General features: G+C 39.8%; 12 protein-coding genes. 2 read left to right on the forward strand and 10 right to left on the reverse strand.

Features of this window, described 5'->3' with window-relative positions:
* Positions 1–2: 2 nt before the first annotated feature.
* Positions 3–1,370: a molecular chaperone gene (gene yegD, locus H5182_RS08015; RefSeq protein WP_182759855.1), complete on the forward strand. Its 1,368-nt coding sequence runs from the start codon at positions 3–5 to the stop codon at positions 1,368–1,370.
* A gap of 7 nt (positions 1,371–1,377) precedes the next feature.
* Here the strand turns inward: yegD and H5182_RS08020 are convergent, their stop codons facing one another.
* Genes H5182_RS08020 through H5182_RS08030 form a run of 3 tightly spaced genes read right to left on the reverse strand, consistent with a single transcriptional unit; the run spans position 1,378 to position 3,694 of the window.
* Positions 1,378–1,842, reverse strand: coding sequence for a methylglyoxal synthase (locus H5182_RS08020; RefSeq protein WP_145237363.1), 465 nt, complete (start codon positions 1,840–1,842; stop codon positions 1,378–1,380).
* A gap of 17 nt (positions 1,843–1,859) precedes the next feature.
* Positions 1,860–2,495: a LysE family translocator gene (locus tag H5182_RS08025; protein WP_182717058.1), complete on the reverse strand. Its 636-nt coding sequence runs from the start codon at positions 2,493–2,495 to the stop codon at positions 1,860–1,862.
* A 5-nt stretch (positions 2,496–2,500) separates the two neighbouring features.
* Positions 2,501–3,694, reverse strand: a complete 1,194-nt coding sequence (locus H5182_RS08030) for a multidrug effflux MFS transporter (protein ID WP_182759856.1) — start codon at positions 3,692–3,694, stop codon at positions 2,501–2,503.
* A gap of 153 nt (positions 3,695–3,847) precedes the next feature.
* Between H5182_RS08030 and H5182_RS08035 the strand changes: the two genes are divergently transcribed.
* Positions 3,848–4,321: a hotdog fold domain-containing protein gene (locus H5182_RS08035; RefSeq protein WP_145237355.1), complete on the forward strand. Its 474-nt coding sequence runs from the start codon at positions 3,848–3,850 to the stop codon at positions 4,319–4,321.
* A 16-nt stretch (positions 4,322–4,337) separates the two neighbouring features.
* Here H5182_RS08035 and H5182_RS08040 read toward each other — a convergent pair whose 3' ends face one another.
* The 7 genes from H5182_RS08040 to H5182_RS08070 form a co-directional block, all read right to left on the reverse strand.
* Positions 4,338–4,829, reverse strand: a complete 492-nt coding sequence (locus tag H5182_RS08040) for a polymer-forming cytoskeletal protein (RefSeq protein ID WP_182759857.1) — start codon at positions 4,827–4,829, stop codon at positions 4,338–4,340.
* The gene (locus tag H5182_RS08045; RefSeq protein ID WP_182759858.1) at positions 4,819–5,976 is read right to left on the reverse strand and encodes a M23 family metallopeptidase; all 1,158 of its coding nucleotides are present in this window, start codon (positions 5,974–5,976) and stop codon (positions 4,819–4,821) included. Before H5182_RS08045 ends, H5182_RS08040 begins: the two co-directional genes overlap by 11 nt.
* 142 nt (positions 5,977–6,118) lie before the next feature.
* Entirely contained in the window at positions 6,119–7,432 is a 1,314-nt protein-coding gene (gene fahA, locus H5182_RS08050; RefSeq protein ID WP_145237348.1) for a fumarylacetoacetase, read from the reverse strand.
* Between the two features lie 153 nt (positions 7,433–7,585).
* Positions 7,586–8,632, reverse strand: coding sequence for a 4-hydroxyphenylpyruvate dioxygenase (gene hppD / locus H5182_RS08055; protein WP_145237345.1), 1,047 nt, complete (start codon positions 8,630–8,632; stop codon positions 7,586–7,588).
* 624 nt (positions 8,633–9,256) lie between these two features.
* Positions 9,257–10,687, reverse strand: coding sequence for a peptide MFS transporter (locus H5182_RS08060; RefSeq protein WP_145237342.1), 1,431 nt, complete (start codon positions 10,685–10,687; stop codon positions 9,257–9,259).
* A 437-nt stretch (positions 10,688–11,124) separates the two neighbouring features.
* Positions 11,125–12,339: a DUF642 domain-containing protein gene (locus tag H5182_RS08065; RefSeq protein WP_182759859.1), complete on the reverse strand. Its 1,215-nt coding sequence runs from the start codon at positions 12,337–12,339 to the stop codon at positions 11,125–11,127.
* Positions 12,340–12,652: 313 nt separating this feature from the next.
* Positions 12,653–16,765: a poly-gamma-glutamate synthase PgsB gene (locus tag H5182_RS08070; RefSeq protein WP_182759860.1), complete on the reverse strand. Its 4,113-nt coding sequence runs from the start codon at positions 16,763–16,765 to the stop codon at positions 12,653–12,655.

Raw genomic sequence — 16,765 nt, forward strand, 5'->3', positions numbered from 1 at the left:
TAATGGTAGTTGGTTTTGATTATGGTAGTTCTAATTGCGCAATGGGTGTAATGAATGCTCAAAATACTGTTGAGCTGGTGCCCCTAGAGCAAGGTAAGTTTTACCTCCCTTCAACCTTATACACACATCATAGTGCTTTAGTTGTCGATTTTGTTGCTCAGCATCTAACAGGTACAAATTATGAAACTGATTTTAAAACCCAGCGCCAAGCCCTGCTCAATAGTATGGTGCGGATCAAGTCTGACTTAGATCTAGCCCCCGGTGATGAAAGTCTTTTTATTGGCCGTGAAGCAATTAACGAATATGTGCAATTTCCTGAAGAAGGCTATTTTGTTAAATCCCCTAAATCGTTTTTTGGCGCAATAGGCTTAAAGCAAGGGCAAATCAACTTCTTTGAAGATATTGCCACCGCAATGATTTTAAAAATCAAACAGCGTGCTGAAAAATCACTACAAAAAGAGTTAACACAAACGGTTATTGGCCGCCCGGTAAATTTCCAAGCCGTGGGTGGAGAGCAATCAAACCAACAAGCAATTGGTATTTTAGAGCGTGCAGCAAAACGAGCTGGCTTTAAAGATGTGGCTTTTTTATATGAACCACTCGCAGCGGGAATTGATTATGAAAGTGACTTAAATCACGATCAAAAAGTATTGGTTATTGATATTGGTGGTGGTACCAGTGACTGCTCATTTGTGCAAATGGGACCTAGCTTTCGTGATAGTAGTGACCGTGACCGTGACTTTTTAGCGCATACAGGTAAACGTGTTGGCGGTAATGATTTAGACATTGCTTTAAGCTATCACGCATTAATGCCATTGCTTGGTTTAGGCAGTCAGTTTAAATCAGGTTTACCACTGCCTAATCAAGCATTTTGGCAAGCATGTAAAATTAACGATGTGAACTTACAAAGCCAGTTTTATAGTCAAAGCCATCACCGAGAATTACTTACGCAGTTACGTGAAGTACAAGCACCTGAGTTATTTCAACGACTGATCGATTTGCAGCAAAATAAGCAAGGTCATCAGCTGGTACAGCAAGGGGAGGCGGCAAAAATTGCGCTTTCGTCAGTGACTGAGTATGACTGTGAATTAGGGTTTTTAGCACCGCAATTACATAAAGTGCTATCACGAGCTGATTTAGCTGTGGCGGTTGATGATTCGATTATGCAAATAGTAAGTTTAGCAAAACAAGCGATTAAAGATGCAGGGACCGTTCCTGATGTGATTTACCTTACCGGTGGCAGCGCGCAATCGCCACTAATAAAAGCTGCATTAGTTGAGCACTTAGGTGATATTAAAATGGTAAACGGCGATCACTTCGGTAGTGTAACCGCCGGACTCACTAAATGGGCAAGTATGCTTTATCGTTAAAGGGTGCTTATAGAATGACTTGTCGGGTTGCGAGGTATTTCTCGTAATCTGGCAATGACCGTTCAAGCTCGTTATGCATCAAAGGCGAGCTTAAAATCATATCTGCGCTGACTTCATTACACGCCACTGGAATATTCCATACCGCAGCTAAGCGTAATAATGCTTTAACATCCGGATCATGAGGTTGAGATGCAAGGGGGTCCCAAAAGAAAATCAACACATGAATTTCATGCTCCGCAATTTTAGCGCCTAACTGCTGATCGCCCCCCATAGGGCCACTAAGTAGTTTGATAACTTCAAGTCCAGTATTTCGCTCAATTAAATGACCTGTGGTGCCTGTGCCATATAAAGTGTGCTTACTGAGGTTATCGCGATGTTTATTACACCAGGCTAGCAAGGCTGCTTTTTTACCATCGTGTGCAACTAAAGCAATATTTTTTTGCGCTGGAAGGGTTTGCTGTTTTTGTTCCATGTTGACTCTTTTTCTTTTTAGATGAGTAGATTAACCGCAAGAACTACAAATACTACACCTGTTATACGATCAATCCAAATTTGGCTTTGCGGGTGCTCTCGAAAGTAGCCTGCAATTTTATCGCCAAAGTAAATATACGTGCAGTCAATCGGAAACGCAAAAAGTGGATACAGTAAGCCAAAGAAAGCTAATTGAAATGTAGTTGATGATGACAGGGTTGGATCAACAAACTGCGGAATAAACGCAATAAAAAATAACGCTACTTTAGGGTTGAGCACTTCAGTCATCATAGCCTGAAACATAACATTAGTTTTTTTCTTGGTGCTTACATGGGGTTTATCTTCGCTACTGCACTCTGACTGGATAAATGTGCTTTTAAACATCATAACACCTAAATAACATAAGTAGGCAGCACCAGCGTATTGTACGCTGGTATAAGCCACTTCTGAGGCTTTTAGGATAGCCGTAAGACCGACAACGGCAAATAAAGTATGCGCCACTCCGCCTAAAGCAAAACCAAATGCGCTTTGTAAGCCTGCTGCGCGGCCATTGGCAAAAGTTTGCGCCATTAAAAAAGCATTGGAAGGACCTGGTGCAACAGCGATTAAAAAGCTCGCGGCTAAAAATGACAGTAAAAATTCAAAATTGATCATTGTTTTTATGTGTTTTTAGGGTGATAAGCGTGTGCTTTATTACTGAGCAGTATAACCCACAGTGGCAGCAATAATAATAAGTGAAAAGCAATAAACTCGGGTGCATTGAAAGGGAGCACTTGGGTGAGCATAACCAATGCTCCAGCGCCGCTCATTTGCATTAAACCGATTAACGCAGATGCAGTACCTGCTTGTTTAGCAAAATGTGATAATGCCATTCCAGCCGCTGAGCCTAAGCTAAGTGCAAAGCCTAGCGCAGCAATCAACACTGGCAGCATAAAAGCAAAGGCACTTTTAAACTGGCCGAGAATTAAAATCAGTACACCAGAGAAAATTAATAAACTCATACCTATGCGTAACGCTTTTTGACTATGGCGTTTGATATACAATGGTGCAATAAAGCTAGCTACAATGCTAACAATGGCATTGAGAGTAAACCAAAAAGTAAAATCGCTGACCGATCCACCTAACTCGGTCATGATCCATCCCGGTGCTAATGTTACAAAAGCTAAAATAGCCGACATTGCCACCATACAAATTAGGCTATTAAAAAGAAAAATAGGCGTGCTAATGATTGGTATAAAACGACGTAAATCGAGTATGTGGCCCTCATAGTGGCTATCCGCAGGGCGTGTTTCTTTAAAATATATGGCAGTGATCATTAGTCCAATACAAGCAAACCCCGCCAAAAATAAAAAGTTTATCCGCCAGCCAAATTGCACAGTCAGCCAAGCGCCTAAAATAGGTGCTAACGCCGGAATAAAACACACAATACCATTTAGGTAAGTGATCATTTGGCCGCTTTTAGCACTGCCGTAGGTATCACGAACAATCGCAAATGCAACTACAAAAGTGGCACAAGCCCCAAAACCTTGCAGTGCACGTGCAAGCATCAGAATGCTAAAACTAGGTGCTAAAAAAGCCAACATCCCAGCAAATCCATACAGTGTGATGCCAAATAGTGCGACTGGACGGCGGCCAAACTTGTCGGCTAAAGGACCTGCTATAAGCTGACCTAAGCCAACCGTCAGCATAAAAATAGCGACGGTAAGTTGCACTTGCTGCTCATCAATAGCCAATGCTTGCGCTATATCAGGAAATGCGGGTAAGTAAATATCAATCGCTAATGGGCAGAATATAACCAGAAGAGCGAGAATTAAAATAACACTAAGATGATTGCGGCGATCGGTTGTTGGCATGAGTGCTCCTTTTGCCGCGTATTTTAGGTCTGCAAAGATAAAAAAGAAAGGGCATATGACCCATCTATCAATAAGATTATAAGTATAAATGCACTTTTGCTAACTGGTCTGATGTGCTAATTTTGCAATAGCGACATTCAATGGAAAATAATAATGAGTAATAAATCTGCAGTTTTAACAGCATGGCATAGTTTTAAGCGTCTACCATTTGGCAATTGGTTATTTACTAAAGTAGTGTGTTTTAAAGCCCCTTATTTTGGCTCCATGAAACCCACTGTTTTAGATTTACGTGACGGACATTGCAGCGCAATGGTTAAAAACCGACGGAGTGTGCACAATCATATTGGGACTATCCATGCTATTGCGCAGTGTAATTTAGCTGAGTTATGTGCCGGTGTGATGGTAGATGCTACCGTGCCATATAAAACTCATCGCTGGATCCCTAAAGGAATGACGGTGCAGTACTTAGCGAAGGTTGATACTGATGTCACAGCTGTGGCAGAAATTGCAATGCCAAGACAATGGCTAGATAAAGAGGATTTAGTGGTGCCAGTGAAGCTTTACAATACTCGCAGTGAATTGGTCTTCACTGCTGATATTACAATGTACGTTACTAAGAAAAAGTAAAAGAATAATAAAGCGATTACTTTTTCTCAGCGGCTTGTTTGTTGAAAAACGACAAGTCATTATCACCTTCACTGAGCGCAGATGTAAGCTCTGGCTTTGATTCTGCGTTATTGGCAATTAATTCAACCGTTTCAGCTTCATGGCGTTGTTTTAAGTTACCTTCAATAATTGCACCAGCATCAATACTTAAAGTATCTTGATAAACATCCCCGTGCACTTGCGCTGAACGTTCAATAACTACTTTGCTGGCGTTGAGTGAGCCGATTACTTTACCTTTTACAATCACGCTTTCAGCGACCACTGAGCCTTCAACACAACCGGTATTACCAATAACTAAATGGTTAACACGAACATCACCATCTATGCGACCATCAAGCTGTACTTCACCTTGACTCACTAGGCTGCCCGTTAAGCGAACATCTTCAGAAATTATCGAAGGAGTGTGGCTAGTTCTTTTTAGTTGAGAATTTGCAGAACTACTTACTGTTGATTTTTTTTTACCGAACACGAGAAAGCGCCTTTGTTATTTTGACTGGATTGACATGTTTGTCGTTAAGTAATACTTCATAGTGTAGGTGAGTGCCAGTACTTCTGCCAGTGCTGCCCATTAATCCGATAACATCATTTTTGGTTACCGTTTGGCCTTTTTTAACGTTGATTTTATTTAAGTGACCAAACCGAGTTACAAAGCCGTTTTTATGTTGCAGTTCGATAAAATTACCATAACCACCGTTGCGTCCTGCGCGTAATACAGTGCCATCAGCGGGGGCGAATATTTCGGTTTTATGCCAACCTGCTAAATCAACACCTTTATGATAAGCATGACGGTTATTCACTGGATCTTTACGCAGGCCAAAACTACTCGAAATATAGTAATTTGCTGCAGGCAGAGTTTGCGGTAACTCACTGAGTAAATTTTCAAGCTTATTCAACGCCAATAGTTTATCTGCGATGACTAAAAATTCAGCTGGGATCTTTGATTCATCAAATAAATCCAGCGGACCACCTTGCGCGGTTTCTGTCATATTACCATCTAGACGACGCGCCAAGGCGGTATCAAGTCCTGCACCTTTGAGCATCGCTAAAATATCGTGCTGGCGGCGTTCTATTTGTTGCTCTATTTGTAAAAAGCTGTGTTGGTATTGGCTATCGAGTAGTGCAAAACGTTGCTCGATATTAACAGAGTCAGAGAGTGAAAGAGTGTGTGCGCTGTTAGGGTTTTCATCAACTAATGGTTCGTGGAACTCTTCTTGTTGTTCGCCGAGTTCACCTTCTGGCGGCGCTGCTGGCAGTGTGGGATTACTCATCGACTCAGGTAAAGAATCGATCATGCTCTGCAATAAAGCATGCTTTTGCTCTAGCACCGCAAGCTGGGCTAACTGTTTATCGTATTGTGCTTGTTGTTCTTTACTTTGTTGCTGCCACTGTTGTTGTTTTGATAATTGGCTTTGTTCGATATCGGAAATCTTGTTGGTTTGAGAGTATATTCGCAGGGTCGAAACAGCCAACCAAATTAAAGCAATTAAAATAATAGCTACGGCTGATATTTGTAACCAAGGTGCTAATATCACATGTTTAACCTCACCATTTTGGCGGATCAACAGCTGTCTAGCTGGGAATAATTTGTGATAAAAAGACTTAATAAATGCTGACATGGCTTATAAACACTGGCTATTAACCGAATTAAGATAGCAATCTGAGCTGAAAAAGCCAGTAAAAAATTGTAATTAATCTTAAAAAAGGAGGCGTTGGTCGCCTCCTTATAATAAATACATTTAATAAATGTTTACAACTTAGTTACTTAGCAGGAAGAACCGTTCCTTCTACGCAGCCAAAACCGATACGAGCAAAACCGGCTTTTTCACACCAACCACGCATAATAACGTTGTCGCCATCTTCTAAAAAGCTGCGTTGTTCACCGTTATTAAGGGTGATTTTTTCTTTACCACCACGAGACAGTTCAAGTAATGAACCAGCTTCTTCATGAGTCGGACCTGATTGCGTACCTGAGCCCAGCATATCACCTGGCATAAAGTTACAACCATTTACTGTGTGATGAGTCACCATTTGTGCCACTGTCCAGTATGAATGTTTGAAACTTGATTTAGAGACTAATGAAGGTGCAGCACCTTGTTCACGCATTTTAGCGGTCTCAATTTGCACGTCCATTTTTATATCAAAGGCGCCAAGCTCACGGTTTTGGCTTGATTCTAAATAATCTAATGGTTGTGGGTCATTTTCATCACGAGTCCATGATGTTTTATAAGGTGCTAATGCTTCGGTGGTTACAATCCACGGTGATACAGTTGAAGCAAAGTTTTTCGCAAGGAATGGACCTAATGGTTGGTATTCCCATGCCTGTAAGTCACGTGCTGACCAGTCATTGAATACACAAAAACCAAATACATGGTTTTCAGCGTTTTCGATAGCAATGGCATCACCTAATTCATTACCTTTACCTAAATAAATGCCTAGCTCTAACTCATAATCTAAACGTTTACACGGACCAAGCGATGGTACTTCAGCGTCTGGCGCCTTAGTTTGACCATTTGGGCGATGAAAGGTTTGACCTGACACATCAATTGATGAAGAACGGCCATGGTAACCAATGGGTACCCATTTATAGTTAGGCAGTAACGGGTTGTCAGGACGGAATAAGCTACCGACTGCTGTTGCATGATAGATAGATGTGTAAAAGTCAGTGTAATCGCCAATACGACATGGCAATGCAAACTCAATGTCTGCTTGGGCAATTAATGCGTCGCTTAACTTAGCTTGTTCAGCGGCGCCTTCGCGTAATGCTTTAGATAATGCTAAACGTAGCGCTGACCAATATTGCTGACCAAGACCCATAAATTCATTTAATGTTGCTTGGCTTGCTGCTGCTATGGCTGTTTGTGCATCGCCTGAGAAAATAGCTAACTCGTTTACTTTGGCAAGGTCGATAACTTGGTCGCCAATGGCAACAGCACCACGAAAAGCTTCGTCAGAGTTCTTACGACGTACTTCTGCAAATGGTAGGTTTTGAATTGGGAAGTCACAATTTGCAACGTTTGCTGAGGCAACCCAGCTAGTTAAATTTATATCATGGGTTTCGTTAATTAAACTCATTACATTTCCTTTGGTTTAGTCAGTCGCGCTTTACAGTGGATATGGTGATGAATAGCGCGATTTAAACAGTGAAATTCAGATTGTCATTTATAATATTGATGAAACGACAAAAAGCAGCGAAGTACGCTGCTTTTTAAATTTACAATACGGTGCTTATAAAACGCCGCGGCGCTCTTGGTCGCGCTCGATTGATTCAAACAGTGCTTGGAAGTTACCTTCACCAAAACCGCCGTCATCAACACGTTGGATCATCTCGATAAAGATTGGGCCAAATAAGTTTTTCGAGAAAATTTGCAATAAGTAGCAATTTTCACTTTGGCTATCGACTAAGATCTGATGTTCACGGATCTTTTCTTTATCTTCTGCAACCCAAGGTACACGATCGAAAATTGTATCGTAGTATTCAGGGATAATATCAAGCGTGGCAATGGTTGATTTATCAAGCTTATCTAGTGAGCTTACTAGGTCATCTGTTAAGAATGCTAAATGCTGCACGCCTGGGCCATTGTATTCACCAAGGTATTCATCGATTTGGTTGTTATCGTTGCCTTTACCTTCATTGATTGGAATCGAGAAGGTGCCGCACGGTGATTTAAGTGCATAAGAGATCAAGGCTGTTTTTTGGCCTTTGATATCAAAGTAACGAACCTCAGTAAAACCAAATACGTCTTTATAAAAGTTAGCCCATGTTTCCATAGTGCCTTTATAAACGTTATTAGTTAAATGGTCGATGCGGATAAAGCCTTTATCATCAACAATGTTTTGTTCGCTTAAGTCTTCAAAGTCTTGCTCATAGATTGAACCTTTGTCACCAAATTGCTCAATGAAATAAATTAAGCTGTCACCAATACCGTAAATTGCCGGATATGGTAGGTCTTTATGAGTTGAATCAGTCGCAGGTTTTGCACCACGCGCTACTGCGGTGTCAAATGCCTGTTGAGCATTCTCTACACGCCAACCCATAGAACAAATTGCAGGACCATGACTTTTTGCAAATTCTGCAGAGAAACCATCACGTTCATTATTTAGTAAAAAGTGAATATCGTTTTGGTTGTAATAAACAATGTCTTTACCTTTAAATGTTTTGAGCTTTGAAAAACCAAAATCGGTAAATACTTTATCCATATAATCTGCATCAGGTGTAGCGTATTCAGTAAACTCGATACCTACCAAACCTAAAGGGTTAGTTACTTCACTCATTATAATTCTCCCGCAATAAACACTGCGTCTTGTTGTGTCTGATGCGCAGATAATTAACCATAATTGGCAGCAGGGGAAGAGCCGATAGCTATTTAGGCAAACGGCTCTTTGTAAATTAAATGGGACGATCATTTTAAAATGCATAAGCATTAATGCTTGGTTTTGAGATTTGTATTGAAAGGCCTTGTATTAAGTAACTTAAACTTTTATTAACTTATTGATAAATAGAATTAATTTATTCTTATTTAAGGGGGTAAATAATCAAATAAAGGAACTATTCACCCCTTATTAAATATACGTGGTGTAATAAATTGTTTACGCTAGAGCCGTATTTGTTAAAAAACTAACTCTTCTGCGCTAAGCTAAGGTTACTAGTAATGGCTGGGGCATTTTGCTAGCAGTGCTACAGCGTTTCGTTGAACGTGCGTGGTGGCCTATCAGATGTGTTTAATGAAGCTGTTGAAAAGTAATTTATAATCTTTTGTTACGCGCTTTGAAGTCAGCCTTATTAATATCGTAACTTAAATCGACGTTTGGTTGGCAGGAATTAATCATGGCGATATAAATAGAGCAACTAAAATCCCCACAAGCGGCATAGCTTGTGGGGAGATAATAAACACAACGTTACGGTTTTTCAGCAACTACTTCAAGCTCTTCAGCTAAAATGTGCTCTTGTGTTTGTGGCTCGTGTTGACCTTCAGCACCGTGCATCCATTTAACAAGCTTGTCGCTTAGTAAGTACATGATCACAGCAGAGAGAACAGCAGTAGCGCCTAAACCAATAAAAATGCCCAATGCGTTATCAAGCGCTTCTTCGCCTTCACCTAAGAATGAACCTACGAAACCAGCAATCTTATTCGCAACAGCAGTACATAGGAACCAAATTCCCATTAGCATTGATGCTAAACGCAGTGGTGCTAGTTTACTCACCATTGATAAGCCGATCGGCGATAAACATAATTCACCCAAGGTATGGAATAAGTAAAATAATACTAACCACATCATGCTGATCTGTAGTGGCTCACCTTGACCTTGGGTCATAAGTGCTAAAATCATAGTGATAAAGCCAAGCGCTAAGAATATCAACGCAATGGCAAATTTAACTGGAGAATTAGGCTCTCGTTTATCAAGTTTCAACCATACTATGGCAACCATAGGCGCAAAAATAATGATGAAGATTGAGTTTAATGATTGGAACCAAGACGCTGGAATTTCAAAGTTGAACAACATACGATCAGTGTAATCATTAGCGAATAAATTCATCAAGCCACCGGCTTGCTCAAAACCCATCCAAAATATGATACTAAATACACTCATAGTGAAAATAACTTTTATACGGTCAGTTTCCACTTTTGTGAGCGGCTCTTTGGTATTTGAAGTTGATTGTGATTGCGCTAATTTAGCGGCAGGAACAACACCAATATCACCTAAGTACTTATTACTAAGTACTACTTGCATCGCTACCGAAATTAGCATACCAATACCAGCAACAACGAAGCCATATTGCCAACCCATAGATGCAGCTGCGAAACCCGCAACAAGTGGACCAAGCGCACCACCTAAGTTGATACCCATATAGAAGATTGTGAAGGCGCCATCACGACGTTGATCACCCTCTTTATACAAGTCGCCAACCATAGTTGAGATGTTAGGTTTAAATAAACCGTTACCCATACATAATAAAGCAAGACCGATATAAAATACGTTTTCCTGTTGGCCGGCTAACATATCGTGGGGGATACCCATAGTAAAATGGCCAGCAGCCATTAGTAGACCGCCGATGATAATAGCTTTTCGTTGACCAAGTACGTTATCAGCTAACCAACCACCAAATAATGGAGTGATATAAACCGCCATTGTGAACGTACCATAAAGGCTTAGTGCGTCTGCATTACTCCAACCAAAACCACCGTCTTGGACAATAGCAACAAGATAAAGTACTAAAATGGCACGCATGCCGTAATAACCAAATCGCTCCCACATTTCTGTGCCGAACAACAGAAATAATCCTTTAGGATGCCCTAAAAAATCACCTGCTTTAGGTAATGAACTCATATTTACTTCCTAACTCAACGTTAATTATTGCGGCCTTATATTTTTTGCTTTGGTCGTTCATGTGCTTTCAACACAAACAGAACGGGTGGCCATGAATATTATTTTTAATGCAGCTAAGGTAATGGTTTGCTCACTAAGTTTTTGCTTAGTGGGTAAGAGTCACACCCTTATCCTAGCTACAATTGCGCCTAAGTATACATACACGGGCAGTGCAGGGGAAGTGCTTGCGATAGTTAGATTACTGATGGCTTTAAAGCGTCAGCGTAAGGCACGAAGGGGCTTTGCGGTAATAAGCGTAATGAAATGACACTTGCTCATTTTTTGTATAGCGGGTAAATAAGGTGGCATTGAGGAGCTGTTACACAATGCGTAACAAATACTAAAGGCCGAGTAATAAATTACTCGGCCTTTAAATAAAGACTTATTAACAGTGTAAATTAGTTACAGTAGTTACTATCAACAAACGTTAAATCATTAACATGTGAAGGGCCATCCATAATGAATGTTGCCGCCGCAGTATTTTGATCTAATCGGTAAATTTTAGCGTTCTCGCCTTTTACACGTCCTGACACATAAATTGTGCCATCTGCAGCAATTGCGATACCAGATGCTTGATCAACACCATGCTCACCAATTAAAGACAACTCCATTGAACCTTGGTCAATAGTATAAAGTGCTTTACCGGTAAGAACGTAAAGAACATTATTATCAGCTGAATAAGCAATATCACCATCAGCGAACGAATCACCAGGGAAAGTTAATTTACCAAGTACTGTTTTATCACCTGTTGCTAGGTCAAAATCGTACATGTATGTTTTGCTTGTGGTACGTAATGTTGTGCCATCAGCGTTCATTGCAGAGCGGTAAATCGGGTACGAAGTTGCAGATGTAACCAATGCCTGCTCATTCGTAGCAAGGTCAAGTGATAAAATTTGCGAGACTTTAGTCGAGCTATCTAATTGCTCCATGAAATATAAAACACCATTATGTGATGCAATATTTGATGCCGTGTTACTTAAACCCGTTACTTTAGAGTATGTGTTTGTGTCAGTGTTGAAAAAGTAAACAAATCCTTCTTCATTCGTACCGAAGTTATTAATACCGTATAAGCCTGATGCACATTGGCTAGTTACTTTAACATCATCAATAAACGCACCGAATGAATCAGATTTACCAGCGCCGATAAATTTAAGTTCGGTTGCTGCTGAACTTGCTTTTACAGTGTACGTAAACTTTTGCCAGCCTTTGGTGGTTGAATTTAACGTATCGAGTAACTCACCATCCCAATATACTTCTGCTTTATTAGTATTTGCATCGCCGCTTACACGTGCTGAATAATAAAAGCTTACTTCATAGTTATGATCAACATCAGTATTCAATGTTTGCGAAACGCTATAATTAGCTGTCGAATCTAACTCTAAATACTGGCTGCCATCTTGAGCTTTGATAAGGCCAAGCTTATTGGTTTGGATTTCAAACTTAGCATTGTTTGAACGTTGCCAACCTGAGACTTGATTTAATAATCCCCATGTTCCAGAAATTGTTGCAGTGTTTTCAAAAGAACCATTTGCTACTAGGTTCGTTGATGCTGCTGCAAAGCCTGAAGCGATCAATAAAGGTAATGTTGCAAGCTTAAACAATGAGTTTTTCATAGTACTTTTCCTACCAAGTAATTCATTTTGTTTTTGTTAACATTTTTATTAACAATTTATGGTACTATTTTGCTATAAATATTGGGTTCGGTCAAATGTTGAACATGAGCGTTTTCGCAATAATTCACTGCTTTATTTGTCTTTTTTAAATAATTCATTTGCAAACAGTGACTTGCTGAATGTAATTACTTTGAAAATATTTTACTTATTTTATAACTAAAATTTTAGCTGAAAATTAAGTTAATACATTTGTTTAGGTCGGTATGCCTTAATTAGTAATTAAGGCTTTGTAGGTTTTTACGGTATGATTAACTTAGCTATTATCTTTATTTGAAAATGTTAACCAGCCGGGCTTTTGATTGCGATTTAGCTTTCCTAAGACCGTAATAGCTTTTTCAAGAGTAATACGCTGGGTTGCGATATCTTTATAAACTTGGTTGGCAATTTTTTTGCGTTTAACAGCAGCCCCAGCATCTAAAAATGATTCAGCCACTTGTATGGCAAATCTTTTTAATGGGCCTTGTTGCTGGCTGTCGGTTTTATTGTCTAGCTGTTGCTGATGTTTATTCAAACGTTCATTAATATGCACAAGCTCTGCTTGGCTGTATTCATTTTGCGCATGATGCATTTTTTTTATCTCTAATAACGCACTGCTTAAATAAGCATGCTCAAGCTGACTAAATGTACTGATCAGTGATAAGCGCGTTAAGGTTTTTTTAAACTGTTCAGCTGAGCAATTGTTATCTAAAAGCATACTTATGCTATCGTAAATCTTTTGCCATTGTTGCCAGCCATAAACATAGCCTAAGCCAGCTCCTTTAATGTTTTGCATACCAATGATGACTTGGTGACAGTGAGGCCTCGCAAGTGCAGTTAGCATGATCGTTAATTGATCGGGGGTGACCTTGGAGTTAGTAATTAATATGCATTTACTTTTGACTAATTCCAATAATATTGTTTGTAAATTATGTTGATTCTTTTTTAAATCACTCAACAAAGGCCGCATCTGTTGATAGCTTAAATAGTGATTAAAAACATCTTGCAAACTTATTCGCTGCTGTTCACTTAATGTTTGTGCCTGTCCATTGAGCCAATCAGTAAATTGCTCTGCATTATTCAAGGCGGTAAATTCTTTTGCCTGGTAGCTACCTTCAAGTGCTTTATTCATTATTTCGGCAACTGTATCTGCTTCTTTAATGCAGTGTAGCTGAGAGCACAACAATTCTAATTCCTGTAAATCATTATTACTAATTATTCGTTCAAAGCGCTCAGCAAAAGCGTGCAAGTAATAGCTATAAAAGCCATCAACATTGGTACCAATGACAACCATTTTATCAAACGGTAAATCTTCGACGAGCATCTGGGCAAACACTTTTGAACGTGCTACACGGTCATTTCGGTTGTTAATCAAGGCGATGGTTTGTTTACTTGGATCCTTGCTTAGGCCAAATAAATCTAAGCGTCGCCAGTTCTCTATGGTCGCTAAGCGTTCATTGGCTGACATACTATTAACGAATGACATGCTAAAATGTGTAAAAGGTACAGGGCTAAAGTGTTGTAAAACACCAATGTCAGGTACTATACGCTGTGCTGTTTCTTTAAATACAAAGTCTTTTTCCAGGCCAATGTAGGCTGCCATCTTACATACTAAAGCAATATTATCCGGGTGCTCTTCATATGGGTAAAGTGCTCTAATGTCGGGTGTGATTTGATAACCATCGCCCCAATGTGCCTGAATTAAGGTACTGCTTTTTTGTGTAGCGTCTTTATCTAAAATAGGGAACATGGTTTGTTCGCTAGTAAAAACCTGACTTTTGGGGGCGATAAAGTTTGCCATTTCTTTAGCCACATCAATACCTGTTGGTCCTAATATATCTTCATGATCAGGATAGGCATTGGTAATAGTTGAAAAGTTATCTTGCATCCACTGCCTGAGTATTTTGACGTAGCGAGGTGTTAAGCCCATGCACTCCCATAAAAAGACATCTGCTTTGACATTTTTAGCAAAATGTAAAACATCACTTTGCTCCCAAATACTGGCTTTATCAAATGGGCGGAATAAAGGCACTTCAAATTGTTCACCATTGGAGCGAGCATAAATAAGGGTTGCTTCGCAGCCCGTTGTTTTCGTTATTACTTTTAACGCAAGACTGCTGAACAGCGCGGCTTTTAAGCGTTCAGTGCCAGATTTACCTCGGGTGCCCCAACCACCAATACTGACTGGAATTGCTTGACGGTCGGTTTTTATACGTCGGCTTATGCGAATATGACGTCCCCAAAAATAAACCATAAAACCAACTACAAAAAAGATAAGCTGACCAATACTGTTTTGATAGATTGAGTAAAGATACTCTTTAAAATTCAGCCAAATATTTACCAGTAGTGGAGAAAAACTTAGCTTGTTATAAAGCTTACTAATATTTGGCTCTACATCAAACGTACAACCGAGTTGTTCACCATAGGCTTTAAATTCAAAACTAAAACCGTGCTTATTGAGTGCTGTCAGGTAATTGTTTTGCTCTATTTCGTTACCTTTACGTTGTGTATCTAAACTATCAATATTAATACTTAGCCAAATATAACTGCTAATTCGCTGAAATAATGACTTTGGCGGGGTAACTAATAAAATACCATCTGGCGTATAGGTTTTTGCTGGCTGTTTTAAATTGTCTTGGCTCAGTACCGAGAGTAAGAAATCAGGTAACGGTAAATGTGGCCGCGCTGAGTATTCATCAGTATCAAATAACGGTTCGCCAGGAACATTGGTAGTGCTTATCTCCGCTACAGAGCAACTAGGAACATGCATAAAGGCAGATGGTTTTCGGGCTTTGCTATGATTAAAGCTTTGGCGTTTGTCTGTGCTTGGGTTGCGCCATTCATGTATAAAACGCCACAACCTAAACGCATAACGATAACCACTGCGGATCTGCCATGTTAATTTATTTTTACTAACATTGTAGCCTTCGCTTTGCTGAGCTTTACGACTGAGTAAGCGACCAAGTAACTCTTCATCTAATTCTTTATCGAGCTGAGATAGGGTTGCAGAGTTTGGTAATACTTGCTCTAACTCAGCCATTAAATTTTGATGCTCAAATGCAACTAATTGCTCTCTGGTACGGCTGATAAAACGGCGAATAGCCAGCACCGGCTCGCTCTGCAATCGTTCATTTAAACAATTGATATAAGTTGTGAAAACGCTATTTGGTTGGTTTGTCTCTAATTGTTGATTGAGCATCATACGAGCAGTGAGCTCTAACGTTAAACGTTTAATGGCAAAGCTTTCATTACCACTTAATAGTTGCCACCAGAGTTTGAATGCAAAGTTGTCGGTATCTATACGAGGGCTACTTAGTTGTTTAACTAACGTAAAGCGCACGGCATCAACGGTTTCTATTTTTAATCGTTCGGTTAATAAATTTTGTAAAAAACTGACAGAAAAATTACCAGCTTGCTCTATAACACTTTGCCTTACTCGTGGATAACTGTGTTCGGCTAACTGCATTAACAGGTTTTCACATAAGTGGCTCAATGTGTTCTGGCTGGTTAAAATTTTTGGTAACGCAGCTAAAATAAATAACCGTTCTTCAGCATTAAGTTGGCACTGATCAGTTTGTTGGATCAGCTGCTGCATAAATGCACGAATGTAGGTTGGCCGTTGATGGATCAAAATTTCTAATATATCCAAACGGGCTAAATGCGGTGTATTCACCTCTTCTAATGCTAATACTAAGGTTTCAATTAAATTTGCACTTAGCTCTGGATCGCCATCATGGTTATGCATCAGTTGTACTTGATTCGCTAAGGCACGGTATAGCGCATTTCTTACATGTTCATTATCGGTCTTGGTTAATAATTGTAAAAAGAAGCTCTCTAAGTCCAGAGTTTGCCACGCTTTTGCTATATCGTTTGAAGATTTTTTTAAATAGCGATTACTTAAGTCGCCAAGCTTTCCAATTAAAAATTTAAGAGTTTGTTCAATATCAGCGACTATATCTTGGTAACGGTTGATCACAGCACCTTCGTCAAACCAACGATTAAAGGCAAGTTTATCTTGGCGTAATTGTTCAGACGTGGCGCCTAGTTGCTGAGCGTAATCTAAAATATGGAATTCACGTTCGGCGCTGATTTCTGCATGACTGAGTCTTTCAATAAAAAGCAGATAACCGGCATCCAACTTTTGTAAACTTTGCTGTTTATGTTCTACGCGATGACGTAAAAAAGCAATTGCTTGGCGCAATAGCCAAATATCCTGATCTTCGCCATCGGGCATATTTTGCAGCAATTCCCACTGCGCTAGTTCATCAACAAGTTGACGGTATTTTTGGCGATAAAGGTCCAGCCAAAAATTAGCAATATCAGCAAACAATAGATGTTCTAAGCGATCTTTTAATTCGCTAGAGGGAGTAACTTTCTTGGTGTTTGCCAT

This window comes from Pseudoalteromonas sp. SG44-17 (assembly GCF_014164235.1).
GTDB lineage: Bacteria > Pseudomonadota > Gammaproteobacteria > Enterobacterales > Alteromonadaceae > Pseudoalteromonas > Pseudoalteromonas rhizosphaerae.

Bases quoted from the DNA above. Each gene is read 5' to 3' on its own strand.
- hppD (WP_145237345.1), bottom strand. From the start codon at position 8,632: ATGAGTGAAGTAACTAACCCTTTAGGTTTGGTAGGTATCGAGTTTACT.
- H5182_RS08035 (WP_145237355.1), top strand. From the start codon at position 3,848: ATGAGTAATAAATCTGCAGTTTTAACAGCATGGCATAGTTTTAAGCGT.
- H5182_RS08045 (WP_182759858.1), bottom strand. From the start codon at position 5,976: ATGTCAGCATTTATTAAGTCTTTTTATCACAAATTATTCCCAGCTAGA.
- H5182_RS08060 (WP_145237342.1), bottom strand. From the start codon at position 10,687: ATGAGTTCATTACCTAAAGCAGGTGATTTTTTAGGGCATCCTAAAGGA.
- yegD (WP_182759855.1), top strand. From the start codon at position 3: ATGGTAGTTGGTTTTGATTATGGTAGTTCTAATTGCGCAATGGGTGTA.
- H5182_RS08070 (WP_182759860.1), bottom strand. From the start codon at position 16,765: ATGGCAAACACCAAGAAAGTTACTCCCTCTAGCGAATTAAAAGATCGC.
- H5182_RS08020 (WP_145237363.1), bottom strand. From the start codon at position 1,842: ATGGAACAAAAACAGCAAACCCTTCCAGCGCAAAAAAATATTGCTTTA.
- fahA (WP_145237348.1), bottom strand. From the start codon at position 7,432: ATGAGTTTAATTAACGAAACCCATGATATAAATTTAACTAGCTGGGTT.
- H5182_RS08025 (WP_182717058.1), bottom strand. From the start codon at position 2,495: ATGATCAATTTTGAATTTTTACTGTCATTTTTAGCCGCGAGCTTTTTA.
- H5182_RS08065 (WP_182759859.1), bottom strand. From the start codon at position 12,339: ATGAAAAACTCATTGTTTAAGCTTGCAACATTACCTTTATTGATCGCT.
- H5182_RS08030 (WP_182759856.1), bottom strand. From the start codon at position 3,694: ATGCCAACAACCGATCGCCGCAATCATCTTAGTGTTATTTTAATTCTC.